The sequence below is a fragment of the Kitasatospora sp. NPDC051705 genome, assembly GCF_044453265.1.
Taxonomy (GTDB): domain Bacteria; phylum Actinomycetota; class Actinomycetes; order Streptomycetales; family Streptomycetaceae; genus Kitasatospora.
In genome coordinates, this window is sequence record NZ_JBITCO010000031.1 from 18,862 (window position 1) to 32,022 (window position 13,161).

The 13,161-nt window shown below is 76.7% G+C and carries 10 protein-coding genes; 6 read left to right on the top strand and 4 right to left on the bottom strand.

Features of this window, described 5'->3' with window-relative positions:
• Positions 1-102 precede the first annotated feature (102 nt).
• A complete protein-coding gene (locus ACIA8Q_RS28960) occupies positions 103-456 on the top strand; it encodes a hypothetical protein (protein ID WP_360218670.1) in 354 nt (117 codons plus the stop codon).
• Between the two features lie 52 nt (positions 457-508).
• On the opposite strand, the gene ACIA8Q_RS28965 is transcribed toward ACIA8Q_RS28960, so the two are convergent.
• From ACIA8Q_RS28965 to ACIA8Q_RS28980, 4 genes are all read right to left on the bottom strand, one after another.
• Positions 509-1,273, bottom strand: a complete 765-nt coding sequence (locus ACIA8Q_RS28965; RefSeq protein WP_396317940.1) for a metallophosphoesterase — start codon at positions 1,271-1,273, stop codon at positions 509-511.
• Positions 1,274-1,377: 104 nt separating this feature from the next.
• Positions 1,378-5,961 carry a hypothetical protein gene (locus ACIA8Q_RS28970; protein ID WP_396317941.1) on the bottom strand — a complete coding sequence of 1,528 codons (4,584 nt, stop codon included), beginning with the start codon at positions 5,959-5,961 and terminating at the stop codon, positions 1,378-1,380.
• Positions 5,962-5,998: 37 nt separating this feature from the next.
• The gene (locus ACIA8Q_RS28975) at positions 5,999-6,874 is read right to left on the bottom strand and encodes a hypothetical protein (protein WP_360218661.1); all 876 of its coding nucleotides are present in this window, start codon (positions 6,872-6,874) and stop codon (positions 5,999-6,001) included.
• Positions 6,875-7,019: 145 nt separating this feature from the next.
• Positions 7,020-8,558 (bottom strand): hypothetical protein, encoded by a 1,539-nt coding sequence (locus ACIA8Q_RS28980; RefSeq protein ID WP_396317942.1) that lies wholly within the window; start codon positions 8,556-8,558, stop codon positions 7,020-7,022.
• Between the two features lie 174 nt (positions 8,559-8,732).
• Here ACIA8Q_RS28980 and ACIA8Q_RS28985 point away from each other — a divergent pair, with 174 nt between their 5' ends.
• The 5 genes from ACIA8Q_RS28985 to ACIA8Q_RS29005 all read left to right on the top strand — a co-directional run bounded on the left by ACIA8Q_RS28985 (position 8,733) and on the right by ACIA8Q_RS29005 (position 13,084).
• On the top strand, positions 8,733-9,770 hold the full coding sequence (locus tag ACIA8Q_RS28985; protein ID WP_396317943.1) for an IPT/TIG domain-containing protein: 1,038 nt from the start codon (positions 8,733-8,735) through the stop codon (positions 9,768-9,770).
• A gap of 291 nt (positions 9,771-10,061) precedes the next feature.
• Complete coding sequence (locus ACIA8Q_RS28990; RefSeq protein ID WP_360218656.1) at positions 10,062-10,634, top strand: hypothetical protein; 573 nt, start codon at positions 10,062-10,064, stop codon at positions 10,632-10,634.
• Positions 10,635-10,766: 132 nt separating this feature from the next.
• The gene (locus tag ACIA8Q_RS28995; RefSeq protein ID WP_360218653.1) at positions 10,767-11,543 is read left to right on the top strand and encodes a 5-oxoprolinase subunit PxpA; all 777 of its coding nucleotides are present in this window, start codon (positions 10,767-10,769) and stop codon (positions 11,541-11,543) included.
• Positions 11,540-12,178: a 5-oxoprolinase subunit PxpB gene (gene pxpB, locus ACIA8Q_RS29000; protein ID WP_360218650.1), complete on the top strand. Its 639-nt coding sequence runs from the start codon at positions 11,540-11,542 to the stop codon at positions 12,176-12,178. The genes ACIA8Q_RS28995 and pxpB overlap by 4 nt, the downstream gene beginning before the upstream one ends.
• A gap of 15 nt (positions 12,179-12,193) precedes the next feature.
• Entirely contained in the window at positions 12,194-13,084 is an 891-nt protein-coding gene (locus tag ACIA8Q_RS29005) for a biotin-dependent carboxyltransferase family protein (protein WP_360218647.1), read from the top strand.
• Positions 13,085-13,161: the final 77 nt, after the last annotated feature.

A 13,161-nucleotide genomic window follows, 5' to 3' on the forward strand; every position in this document is an offset into this window, starting at 1 on the left:
GACGCGTAGTCCGGGTGCGACGGGGCAGAGTGTCGCGAGGGGGCGCGTTTCGTGTGCGCCCGTCCCGTGCCCGCCGCCGAGTCCGCGCCTGGGGGTCGCTCGATGTCCGTGCCACGCCGCCGTCGCCGCCTTCCCGACGAGGTGCGCGCCGCCGCCGTCCGGGCGGTGCTCTGCCTGTCCTTCACCCTGGTGGGGGTGATGGTCGCGACCCTGGCCTCGTACGCGGACAGCTGGCTGATGACGCCCGCGCTGATGGCGATGGGCCTCGGGGTGTTCGGCACCATGTGGTGTCTGCTGGAGATCCTGATCTCCCGCCAGGTCGCCGCCCAACGGCTGCGCGCACCGGGCTCCGCGTACCCGATGGCGGGCAGCCGCGCTCCCGACCCGCTCGCCCCCCGACCCCTCCCCCGGCCCGGCGGGCAGCCGCCGCAGCACCGGCCCCGGCTGCCCGCCTGAGGCCGGCGGGGCCCGGTCGTGCCTCGGAGCCCCTAGGTTCTGTCCGGCGGATCTAGTCCTGGGGCACGACCCGGTAATGGGTGGTCAGGGCGCGCTCGTCGCCCAGGACGTGGAAGGCCAGCATCGGCGGCTGGCCGAAGGAGATGCCGCGCCCGCCCTCGCAGGGCAGCATGACGGTGGAGACCACGCCGGGGGCGACCAGCAGCGGCAGGCCGGCGAAGGAGGCCGCGGCCGCGGTGTGGGAGTGGCCGCAGAACAGCGCCGCCACCCGGGGGTGCCGGTGCAGCACCGCGGCCAGCCGCTCCTCCTCGAACTGCCGGATCCGGTCGACGGTCGGCAGGTGCAGCACGACGGGCGGGTGGTGGAAGGCCACCAGTGCCGGCAGATCGCTCCGCCCGGCGGTCAGTTCGGCGTCCAGCCAGTCCAGCGTCCGGTCGGTGAGCAGGCCGTCGTCCCGCTCGGGTATCGACGAGTCGAGCATCAACACGTCCGCGCCGGGCAGCCGGTGCACCCGGTTGACCGGCTCCTCCGTCGGTGCCTCCCCGAGCAGCACCTCCCGGTAGGGGCCGCGCCGGTCGTGGTTGCCGGGGCAGATCAGCACCGGGTGCCGGGAGTCCAGCACCTCGACCACCTGCTGGTACTCGGCGGCCAGGCCGTGGTCGGCGAGGTCGCCGGTGACCAGCACGGCGTCCAGCGGGCCGGGCAGGGCGTCGAGGTACGCCATGACCTGCTCGGCCCGGCGCCTGGCCCGCCGGCCGCGGTCCCGGCGGTGCTGCTGGCCGAGGTGGATGTCACTGAAGTGCGCGATCGTCAGCATGCCCGTCACGCTAGCCAGTTCGGGGCGGGGCCGGTACCGTGCCGGGCCAGCGCGGACCGGCCGCCGGGCCCGGGCGCCGCCAGGCCCGGACCGGTTCCGGCCGGTCAGGCCTGGGCCGGCACCTCCGCCGGGCGCTTGAACATCCGGGTGGCGGTGATCTCGCCGTGGACGGCCGGGCCGTCCGGGTCCTGCGGCGCGGGCAGGCCCGGGCGCAGGTGCTCCTCGACGGAGATGTACTTGAGGCCGGCCCGCAGGTCGGCGTCGTTGCGCAGCCGGATGACGAGCGGGAACTCGGCGAGCGCCGTGGTGTCGAACAGGCCGGTGGTGTAGATCAGCTGGACGCCGAGCGCGTCGGCCACCGCCCGCTGGAGCTCCAGCAGGTAGGTGGCGTTGGCGCGCCCGATCGGGTTGTCCAGGAAGAGCGTTCCGGCGTGCCGCAGCTGGGACTGGCCGCGGTCGTTGGCGCGCAGCGCCGCCATCGTGCAGTAGAGCGCGATGGCCGCGGTGAGCAGCTGACCGCCGGAGAACACGTCGGACATCTGGCCGACGCCGACCCGCTCGGCGCGCAGCACCGCGTCGGGCTTGAGGATCTCGACGCTGACGCCCTTGGGGCCGATCGCGGCGGCGACCCCGCGCAGCAGCAGCGACATGCCGTCGCGGCGCAGGTCGCTGTTCTTCCTGACGGCCGCGCGGGTGGCCTCGTCGATGACCTCGCCGAGGCGCTCGACCAGGGTGGCGTGGTCCGGATCCTCGAAGCGGATCCGCAGGAACTCCTGGCCGGACCACTCGCCGAGGCCCTCGGGGAGGCGGGACAGCCGCTGGGCGGCGCGCAGGGTGGTGAGCGAGGACTCGACCAGGCCGCGCAGCCGGTCCACGATCGACCCGCGGTTGCGTTCCAGCTGGGCGAGTTCGTCGGTGAGCACCCGCAGCCGGGGCGCGAAGGCGGCGGCCCAGCTGGCGGCGTGCTCGGGCAGCGCAGCGGCGGGCAGTTCGCGGATCTGCTGGCGGGCGGGGGTGCGGACGGCCTCGTACCGGGCCGCGTTGGCGTGCCGGACGAGGGCGTCGGAGGCGTCGCGGACGGCGAGCTCGGCGGAGGACAGCTCGCCGGCCGCGGTGCGCAGGGCGCGGCGGGCCTCGGTGGCGGTGCTGCGGGCCTCGGGCAGCGAGCCGAGGTGCGGCTCGACGGGCCGGCCGTCGTCCTCCTGGTGCTCGCGCAGGCCGTCGCGCAGCTGGCCGGCGAGTTCGTCGAAGTCCGCGGCGGCGGCCTGGGCCGCGTCGAAGGTGCGCTGGAGGTCGGCGTGCGCGGTACGGGCTGCGTCCAGCGCCTCCCGGCGTTCGGCGAGCCGGCCGGTGGCGGTGCGCAGCAGGGCCTGGGCGTGCTCCGGGTCGGTGGGGACGAGGTCCTCGGGCAGTTCGGTGTGCGCCTCGCCGTCGGCGGGGGCGGAGCGCTCGGCCTCGCCGCGCAGCCGGCCGAGCTGCTCGCTGGCGGCGGCGGAGCGGGCCTCGATGGTGGCGACCAGGTCCTCGGCGCGGGCCGCGGCGGCCTGGCGGGCCGGTCCGTCGGCGCCGTCGGGGCTGCCGAGGAGCTCCTCGGCGCGGGTGCGGACCTTGTTGGTGAGGCGGTCGAGTTCGGTCGCGGCGGCGGCCTCGTCGCCCTCGGCGCGGGCCTGCTCGGCGCGCAGGTCGGCGCCGACGCCGACCTTCTCGTACAGCTGGGAGGCGGCGCGGTAGGCCTCGCGCAGGGCGGGCAGGGCGGCGGGCGCGGCATCGGCGGGCTCGTCGGTCTGCTCGGCCGCGGGGATCTCGGCGCGCTCGGCGCGCAGGGTCCGGGCGGTGCGCCGGGCGTCGTCGGCGGCGCGCTGGGCGGCGCGGCGGTCCTCGTCGCAGGTGCGGGCGCGCTCGGCGCAGACGGCCTGGCGGCGGTCGCACTCGGCGGCGTCCTCGGCGAGTTCGCGCTGGCGGCGGGCCCAGGTCGGGCGTTCGCGCAGCCGGAAGGCCAGGCCGGAGAGGGCGTCGGCGCGGCGCCGGGCGCGCTGGGCGCTCTCCCTGTGCTCCTCGTGGGCGGCGGCGGCGACGGCGTGGTCGGTCTCGGCCTCGTCGTGGTCGGTGCGCAGGGTGGCGAGGGCGGCGGCGGCCTGCTCGGCGTGCTCACGGGCGGCCCCGGCGGCGGCGGCGAGCTCGGCGAGGGTGCCGGGCGGGCAGGAGGCGTGCCAGGAGGCGAGGCGGGCGGCGAGGGCCCGGTCGGCGCCGAGGCGGGCGGCGAGTTCGCGGATGTGCTCCTCGCGGGCGCCGGCCCGGGCGCGCAGCTCGCGGCGCTCGCCGTCCGCGGCGGACTCGTCGTGCATGGCCGGGTTCGGCGGCACCAGGAAGAAGGCGGGCTGGTCGGTGATCGGGGCGATCAGCGAGGCCGCGGCGCCGACCGCGACGGTGGAGCGGGGCAGCAGGGCGGCGGCCTGCAGGGCCTCGCGGGCGCGCTCCAGCGAGCTCGGGTCGGTGACCACGACGCCGTCGACGAGTTCGGGCCGGGCGGCGAGGATCGCCTCGTGGTCGGCCGGGTCGACGGACTGGGCGAGGTAGCGCCAGCCGGGCAGGGCGGGGATGCCGTGCTCGGCGAGGTACTCGACGGTGGCCAGGACGTCCGGGCCGGGCGGCAGCAGGCCGCCGTCACCGAGGGCGGCGAGGATGCGGGAGTCGTCGGCGGCGGCGGTGCGCAGGTCGAACAGGGTGCGCTCGGCGGTGGCGATGGACTCGTCGAGGAGTTCGCGCAGGTACTCGGCGTTGCGGTCCAGGACGTCGGGGGTGAGGAAGCCGGCGTCCTCCTCGACGCCCGCGCCGTCCTCGTTCCACTCGGTGGGGGCGGGGGTCAGGGAGAGCAGGTCGGCGAGGCGCTGCTCGGTGGCGAGCAGGGCGGCGGTGCGCCGTTCGGCGGCGAGCGCCCGGTCGGCGGCCCGGCGGGCGTCCCCGGCGCGTTCGGCGGCGAGCTCGGCGCGGCCGGTGGCGGCGGCGGCCTCGCGCAGCCGGGTGGCGCCGGCCTCGGCGGCGGCGCGGGCCTGGGCGAGCGCGGCGCAGGCGGCCTTCTCGACGTCGGCGGCGTGCAGGGCGGCGCGGGCCGGATCGACGTCGCCGTCGGCGTCGATGAAGCCGGCCTCGACGGCGGCGGCGGTCTCCTGTTCGACCTCCGCGAGGCGCTGGCGCAGGTGCTCGGCCTCGCTGCGGGCCTTCTGGGCCGCGGTGGCGGCCTCGGTGGCGTCGGACTGGGCCTTGGCGCCGTCCTCCTGGAGCTCCCCGGCGCGCTGTTCCTCAGTGTCGGCGCGGCCTTCGGCGGCCGCGGCGGCGGCCTCCAGGGCGCGGGCCAGGGCGGTGGCGGCGCGGGCGCGGGCGGCGAGCGCGGGGGCGGCGTCGAGTTCGGCCTCGCGGATGGCGACGGCGACCCGGGCGACCCGGTCGGCCGCGGCGCGCTGGCGCAGCACGGCCTCGGCGGCCTGCCAGGCGGAGTGCAGGGTGCGGGCCTCGATGAGTTCGCGGCGCAGCGCGGCGGCCTCGGTGGTGGCCGCGGTGAGGCCCAGGGTGGCGTGCCGGTGGGTGAGTTCGGCGGTGATCAGGGTGTGCCGGGTGCGGTCGGCCTCGGCGGCGGTGACGGCGCCCGCGGCGGCGGCGACCTCGATGGCGAGGTCCTGGGCGCGGTCGCGTTCGGCGGCGGCGCGGGAGGTGAGCGCGTGGGCGAGGCGGCGGGTGCGGCGCTCGGCGGTGCGGTGCGCCTCCCGGACGGTCTCGCGGGCGCCGGTGGCCTCGACGATGCGTTCCAGGAGGTCCAGCGAGCCGGCGGTGAAGTCGCGTTCGGCGGTGAGTTCGGCGCGGCGGCCGAGCTTGGCGGCGAAGCCGTGGACGAGGTCGGCGAGGCCGTCGGTGTCGCGGGTGTCGGTGACGGCGCGCAGCAGCAGGTCGGTGAAGTCGCTGTCGTGCTTGACCGCGAAGAGGCCGGCGGCCTCGCCCTCGTCGGCGTTCATCTCGCGCTGGTAGCGGAAGAGTTCGGGGTCGAGGCCGAGCTCGCCGAGGTGTTCCGTCCAGCGGTCGTGGCCGTCCTCGAAGACCAGGTCGAGGTGGGGGTGGGCCTTGCCGGCCTCGGTGAGGGCGTCGCGGAAGCCCTTCATGGTGCGGCGGCGGCCGCGGACCTTCTGGTCACCGGCCAGGCTGACCCGTTCGGCGACCGGCAGCGAGTCCAGGGTGAGGCCCGGGCCGGGGCGGAAGGAGTACCAGGTCTCGGCGAACTTGCGCGGGTCGGAGGAGACCTGGCGGCCGCGCCACTCGCTGACCTTGCCGACCACGATCAACTCGCCGGTGACGGTGTGCTGCCACTCCAGGGCGACGTGGCCGCAGTCGTCGGCGAGCAGGAACTTGCGCAGCACGCCGGAGCTGGCGCCGCCGAGGGTGTTGCGGTGGCCGGGGAGCATGACCGAGAAGATCAGCTTGAGCAGGACGGACTTGCCGCCGCCGTTCTCCAGGAAGAGCACGCCGGCCGGGGCGGGGCGGCGGACCGGGCCGTCGGTGTCCTCGCCGAAGAGGCCGATCTGCTGGGGGGCCGGGTCGGCGACGGGCTCGCCGACGCCGCGCAGGTCGAGCACCGTGTCGGCGTATCGGGCGCCGGCCGGTCCGATCGAGTAGAGGCGGACCCGGTTGAGCTCGTACATGTGCGGCGGTTCTCCGTGAGGGTGGTGGGAGGGGGCGTCAGAGCGAGTGGAACGGCAGGCCGGCGTCGGCGACCAGCTCGTCGCCGGTGTCCGGGGGCAGCAGGCTGGCGGTGCCGTCGGAGACGGGGACGACGCCGAGGTCGAGCAGTTCGGCCATCGCCGCGCTGCCGGCCAGGTCGCGGACCTGGAGCTGGTAGCGGGCGGTGGTGCGGTAGGTGCCGCCGGCGTCGTCGGCGACCTTCTGCAGGAAGCCGGAGTCGACCAGGAACATCACGGCCTTGGCGACGATGCCGGTGGTCGAGCCGGAGAGCCGGCGGGCGTCCTTGGTGGCGCCGGTGGCGGTGCGCCGGGCCCACACCCGCCAGGCGGCCTCCAGGCCGGGGGCGTCGGACTGCGGGTCGGTGTTGGCGCCCTCCGCGTCGGCCTGCTCCTCGAGGCGGCGGCAGGCCTGGCGGACGAAGGCGTCGACGCCGTTGACGGTGATCCGGCCGAGGTAGCCGTCGTCGGCGAGGTCCTCGGGGCGGGGGAAGGCCATCGCGGCGACGGCGAGGTGGGCCAGGCCGTGCAGGAACCGGTCGGTGGACTCGGAGGCGGCGCGGCGCGAGTAGTCGCCCATCCGGACGGCGAACAGCGAGTCCTCGGCGGCGGCGACGGCCATGCCGGCGCGCGGCGAGACCTCCAGGACGACCAGGCCCATGCCGGTCGCGACGGCGTCGGCGAGCCGGGCGAACGGCGGGTCCTCGCGGTGGCGGCGGACGAGTTCGGCGTACTCGGCGTCGCGGGCGGGGAGCAGCTTGGCCTGCAGGCCGAAGGAGACCAGCCGGGCGGCGTCGGCGACGTCGGCGGGGGTGATCGGCGTGGGGGCCGCGGGTTCGGTCTCGGCCGCCCAGGACGTGTCGTGGTGGGTCGTCACGGGCGGTGCTCCTCGCGGGTGGTGCGTCGGGTACGGGCGGTGCATCGGGTTCGGGTGGTGCGTCGGGTTCCGGGACGGGGGGCCGTCGCCGGGGCGGTCCGGGGCGCGGGCGGCGGGGCCTGGGCGGTCGACGGGGGCCGGCCGCTCAGCCGGCGTCCTTGCGGTCGGCGGCCATGCCGGCCGCGTCCAGCAGTGCGCTGCCGACGATCAGGTCGGCGCCGCCGAACTCCTCGTCCTGCAGCGGGGTGCCGTCGTCCACGGCGAACAGCAGCCGCTCCTCGCCCTGGCGGTAGGCGGTGCCGACCGGTGGGCTGGCGGCGTGGACGGCGAGCAGGGCGACCAGGTAGGGCAGCTCGCGGTCCTGTTCGCGGGCCTCGGCGAGCAGGCCGGAGAGCCGGCGCGGGGCGTCGGCGGGCAGGTCCAGCAGGACCAGGGCCGCCTCCAGCTGGGCTTCGGAGAAGCGGCTGTCGTCCGGGGTGGCGACGAGGTCCGGGTCGGGCAGTTCGGCGCCGAGGTGCTCGCGCTCGACCGGCGGGGTGAGCAGCAGGTCGACCAGGTCGGCGACCCGGACGGAGGCGGGGGTGCGCAGGCCGGTGCCGCGGGCGAAGAAGGCGTCGGTGGGGCGGACGGCCTGTTCGAGCGGCAGCCGCAGCACGGGGGCGAGCAGCTGGCCGTAGAGGTCGATGCCGCTGCGGGCGCCCGGGGTGGCGAAGGCCTGCCGGTCCTGTTCGGCGCGGAACAGCGGGCCGGCCTCCAGCAGCCGGGTCTGCAGCTGGGTGTGGCGGCGGATGCAGTCCTTGACGATGTCGACGAGCTCGGCGGCGCGGCGCTTGTGCTCCGGCTCCTCGGCCTCGTCGCGGGCCTTGCGGATGTTGGTGAGAATCGCGTTCTCGTGCCGGTAGCGGTCGGCGATGTGGTCCAGCGCCTCGTCGATGAGGTCGGGGACGGCGCGCATCCAGTCGACGGCGCGGACGTTGCGGCGGGTGGCGTCGAGGGCGCGGCGCAGCGTCTCGGCGTACTGGACGGTGCGGTAGCGGGCCTGCTCGGCGGCGAGCTGGGCGTCGGCCAGCCGGCCGCGGCGGATCAGCACCTCCAGCTTGACCTCGGCGGCGATCTGGGCCGAGGTGACGTCGGTGTCGAGCGCGCCGACGAGGACGTTCACCGCCTCGTCGGTGGTGCGCAGGTAGACGCCGCCGTCGGGGCCGGGCACCTCCTCGATCAGCTTGAAGTCGTAGTCGCGCCGGACGTACTCGCCGTCCGCCCCGAAGGTGCCGTAGACGGCGCGGAAGCCGCGGTCCACGCTGCCGACGTTGATCAGCGACTCCAGCACCCAGCGGGCGACCCGCTCGTGCTCGGTGCCGGGCCGGCCGACGGCCTGGGCGGCGACCCTGGGCAGCAGCCGGGCGAGCACTATGTCGCGGTCGGCGCCGGTGTCGAAGTCCATGTGCAGGGTGACCAGGTCGATCGCGGCGAGGCCGACCTCGGCCATCGCGTAGCCGCCGTACTCGCCGGCCAGGTTGACCTTGCGGTTGTCCAGGTCGTGCAGCGGGGCGGTGCAGGCCAGCGCCTTGAGCCGGCGGGCCAGGCCCTCGTCGGCGGCGGGGCCGGGCGCGGGCCGGGCGGCGGCGGGCCCGGCGGGCGGCCGGGTGCCGTGCTCGGTGGGCGGGTCAGCGATGGCGGTCACGGTGGACAAGATTAGAGGTTCGCACCGACATCGACCGAAACGAGCCTTGCGGGCGGGCGCAGCGGCAGGCCACGGGTGGCGCGCAGAGCCAATTCGGAACGGGATTTCGCCATTCTCGAACCGGCATTCGAGAAAACCGTGAGGGCGGCGCGGTAGTTCGGTGATGATCGACCTATGATCACCCGACTGGCAAAAGTGGGCCTCGCCGCCGCGCTGTCCGTGACCACCCTCGCCGCCGGCGCCGCCGGTGCCACCGCCGCCCCGGCCGCCGTCCGCTCGGCCTCGGCCCAGCACGTCACCGTGTCGCAGGCGGGCAACTACCCGATCTTCGCGCACGACAGCACCAACTTCTCCGTCACCTGGACCTCGGCCGGCACCGCCGACCTCACCGGTCCCACCCACCTCACCGTCGACCTGCCGCCCGGCGTCACCACCAGCGGCGCGGCCTTCTACAACACCCCGTACGACTACACCTTCACCGAGACCGTCTCGCCCGACGGCCGGCACCTGGAGGCCGTCTTCACCGGCACCCGCAAGCCGGGCGTCAGCAACTTCATGAAGGTCTACGTCGCCACCAACGGGACGGCGCCGGCCACCGGCCCGATCACCGTGACGGTCGGCAACCCCAACGACACCGACCCGACCGGCCACGTGTCGACCTACCTGCTCGGCACCGGCCCGCAGCCGCCGACCACCCAGGCCGCCCCCGCCGTCACCGGCCTCGGCACCACCACCGGTCCGGGCGCGGGCGGCACCGCCGTCACCGTCAACGGCAGCAACCTGGCGCACGGCATGGTGCTGGTCGGCGGCGTCCCGGCGGCCGGCGGCTGCACCGACACCGCGTGCACGGTGACCACCCCGGGCGGCTCCGGCAGCGTGCCCGTCTCGGTGGTCACGCCCGGCGGCACGGCCACCGCGCCGGTCACCTTCGACTACACGGGCGCCCCGCCCCCGCCGCCGGCCGCCCCGGCGGTCACCAACCTGACCACCACCAGCGGCCCGGCCGCCGGCGGCACCCTGGTCTACCTCCAGGGGAGCAACCTGACCTACGGGACGGTCGCGTTCGGCGGGGTGCCGGCCGCGCACGTCTCCTGCGGACCGTCCTTCTGCTCGGCCACCGCGCCGGCTGCGGCGGGGCCCGGTCCGGTGGGCGTCACGGTGACCACGGCGGGCGGCACCAGCGCCCCGGTGACCTACACGTACACCGCGTAGCCGCGGCGACCGCCTCCCCCGGTGCCCGGGCGCTTCGGTGTCCGGGCACCGTCGCGTCCGGGGCCGGCCGGTCGGCGGTCGGCAGCCGTCGGCGGTCAGCAGCCGGTCGGGGGTGGGCAGCCGGTCGGGGCTGGGCGCCCTGCGGCGGGCCCGCGGTCCGGGTCGGCGGGACGCCGGGACCCTTCCGCGGGGCGCGGGGCCGAGTTGAACGCGTTCAAATCGAAGGTCTAGAGTCGGTTCCGCACAGTCGGGACACGGCCCCGTCTGCCCTTCGACCTGGAGGTTCGCACCATGGAGAGCGAGCGGGACCACGGCACGGACCGCGCGACGGGCACCGCGCCGGGCACCGAGACCGCGGCGGCACTGCGGCGGGTCCGGCGGTGGCTCCGGACCTTCGTGGTCTGCCTGGTGCTGAGCGGCCTGACGGCCTTCCCCCTGGTGGCCGAGACCCGCTGGCTGGCCGACCTCGCGAGCGGACCGGCCGCCCCGCTGGTCGAGCGCGTGCCCGGCGCACTGGACTGGATCGAGCGGGTCCGCACGGGAGTGGCCGAGACCGACGCCCGCTACCCCTTCCTCGCCTACGGCACGGACTGGCTGGCCTTCGCCCACCTGGTCATCGCCGCCGCCTTCTGGGGCCCGATCAAGGACCCGGTCCGCAACGTCTGGGTGATCCGCTGGGCGGTGCTCGCCTGCGGCGCCGTCATCCCGCTGGCCCTGGTCTGCGGCCCGATCCGGGGCATCCCGCTCGCCTGGCGATTCATCGACATGTCGTTCGGGGTCATCGGTGTCATCCCCCTGCTGATCGTGCTGCGGGCCCTGCGCCCGCTGGAACGTTCCTTCCGGGGACCGGTGGCCGCGGGCTGAGTCGGAGCCGTCCCGGGGCGTGCGCGGCGGGCCCGCACGCCGGGGCGCCCGCCGGGGGCCCGGGTCACGGGCAACGGCCTTCATCCGCAGGCCCTACCATCTGGCTCAACAGCTGCTGGGAGGCGGACGGGCGTGGCCGATGCGGTGATCGATCTCAATGCGGACCTCGGTGAGGGGTTCGGACGCTGGACGCTGACCGACGACGAGGCGCTGCTGTCCGTGGTGACCAGCGCCAACGTCGCCTGCGGCTTCCACGCGGGGGATCCGTCCACGATGCGCCGGGTCTGCGCGCTGGCCGCCGAACGCGGCGTCCGGATCGGCGCCCAGGTCTCCTACCGCGACCTGGCCGGCTTCGGCCGGCGCGCCATGGACGTCCCACCGGAGGAGCTGGCCGACGAGATCGCGTACCAGATCGGCGCCCTCCAGGTCTTCGCCCGGGCCGCCGGCTCCCGGGTCTCCTACGTCAAACCGCACGGCGCCCTCTACAACCGCGTGGTCGCCGATTCGGAACAGGCCGAGGCCGTCGTCGCCGGCGTGCTACGGGCCGGGGCCGTCTGCGACGGGCCGCTGCCGGTGCTCGGCCTGCCCGGCTCGCGGCTGCTCGCCGTCGCCGAGGGCGTCGGACTGCCCGTGGTCACCGAGGCCTTCGCCGACCGGGCGTACACCTGGGCCGGCACCCTCGTCCCGCGCCGCGAGCCCGACGCCGTCGTGCACGACCCCGAAGCGGTGATCACCCGCGCCGTCGGCATCGCCCGGGACGCCTCGGTCGAGGCCGTCGGCGGCGAACGGATCTCCGTGGAGGCCCGCTCCCTGTGCGTGCACGGGGACACCCCCGGCGCCGCACAGCTCGCCTGGCGGATCCGCGGCGCGCTGGCCTCCGCCGGGGTCCGGGTGGAGGCGTTCACGTGACGGCGCCCGCCACGGTGCGCCGGGTCGGCGAGCGGTCCCTGCTGGTCGAGCTCGCCGACGAGGCCGCGGTCGCCGCGCTGTACGGCTGGCTGCGCGAACGGCAGGCCGGCGAGGCCCCCGGCGCACTCGACGCGGTGGAGGAGATCGTGCCCGCCGCCCGCACCGTACTGCTGGACGGCGTGGCCGACATCGACGCGGTGACCGCCCTGCTGCGCACCGCCCGGCCGACGGCCGCGGCCGCGACGAGCGGCCCGCCGGTGGAGGTCCCGACCGTGTACGACGGCGCCGACCTCGCCGAGGTCGCCACCCTGTGGGGGGTGTCCGAGGAAGCGGCCGTCCGGATCCACACCTCGCCCGCGTACGTGGTCGCCTTCTGCGGCTTCGCCCCCGGCTTCGGCTACCTCACCGGCCTGCCGCCGCGGTACGGGGTGCCCCGCCGGGCCACCCCGCGCAGCGCCGTCCCGGCCGGGTCGGTCGCCCTGGCCGGCCCGTACACCGGCGTCTACCCGCGATCCTCCCCCGGCGGGTGGCAGCTGCTCGGGCGGACGGCGCTGACGCTCTGGGACACCGGGCGCGAACCGGCGGCGCTGCTGGCCCCGGGCGTACGGGTGCGGTTCACCGCGGTACGGGCGTAGGGAGGGAGCGGGGACGTGACACGGGCACCGGCGACGGATCCGGCGAACGGGCTCCTGGTGGTGCGGCCCGGGCCGCTGACCACCGTGCAGGACCTCGGGCGGCGCGGTGTCGCCCACCTCGGGGTGCCCCGGGCCGGGGCGCTGGACGAGCCTGCGCTGCGGGCCGCGAACCGGCTGGTCGGCAACGGCCCGGAGGCCGCCGGCCTGGAGACCACGCTCGGTGGGGTCGCGCTGCGCGCCCTCGGGCCGGTGGTCGTCGCCGTCACCGGCGCCCCCTCCCCGGTGCGCGTCGACGGGCGGGCCGCCGCGTGGGGCGCCCCGGTCGCGGTGCCGGCCGGCGCCCTCGTCGAGGTCGGCCCGGCGACCGCCGGCGTGCGCGGATACCTGGCGGTGGCGGGCGGGGTCGCCGTCCCGGCGGTCCTCGGCAGCCGCTCGGCGGACCTGCTCTCCGGGCTCGGCCCGGCCCCGCTGGCCGCCGGGGACCGGCTGCCCGTCGGCCCTCCCCCGACCCCCGGCGCCCGGCCGGACCTGGTGCCGCTGCCCGCTCCCCCGGCCGAACTGGTGCTGCGTCTGCGACTCGGCCCGCGCGCCGACTGGTTCGCACCGGCGGCCGTCACCCGGCTGGGCTGCGACGGGTACCGCGTCGCGGCCGCCAGCAACCGGATCGGCCTGCGCACCGAGGGCCCGGCCGTCGCCCGCGTCCGGACCGGCGAACTCCCCAGCGAGGGAATGGTGCTGGGCGCCGTGCAGATCCCGCCGGACGGACAGCCGGTGGTCTTCCTGGCCGACCACCCGACCACCGGCGGCTACCCCGTGATCGGGGTCGTCCCGACCGCCGACCTGGCCGCCGCCGCCCAGGCGCGGCCCGGCACGCCGCTGCGCTTCGCACCACTGCGGGAGCGGTGACGCGGGAGCAGTGACGCGGGAGCAGTGACGCGGGGAGGCTGAGGCAGGAGCGGTGAGGCTGGCGCCGAGACGGGGCA

Excerpts from the sequence above, each read along its gene's own strand:
- ACIA8Q_RS28960 (WP_360218670.1), top strand. The coding sequence starts at position 103 with ATGTCCGTGCCACGCCGCCGTCGCCGCCTTCCCGACGAGGTGCGCGCC.
- ACIA8Q_RS28965 (WP_396317940.1), bottom strand. The coding sequence starts at position 1,273 with ATGCTGACGATCGCGCACTTCAGTGACATCCACCTCGGCCAGCAGCAC.
- ACIA8Q_RS28970 (WP_396317941.1), bottom strand. The coding sequence starts at position 5,961 with ATGTACGAGCTCAACCGGGTCCGCCTCTACTCGATCGGACCGGCCGGC.
- ACIA8Q_RS28985 (WP_396317943.1), top strand. The coding sequence starts at position 8,733 with ATGATCACCCGACTGGCAAAAGTGGGCCTCGCCGCCGCGCTGTCCGTG.
- ACIA8Q_RS28990 (WP_360218656.1), top strand. The coding sequence starts at position 10,062 with ATGGAGAGCGAGCGGGACCACGGCACGGACCGCGCGACGGGCACCGCG.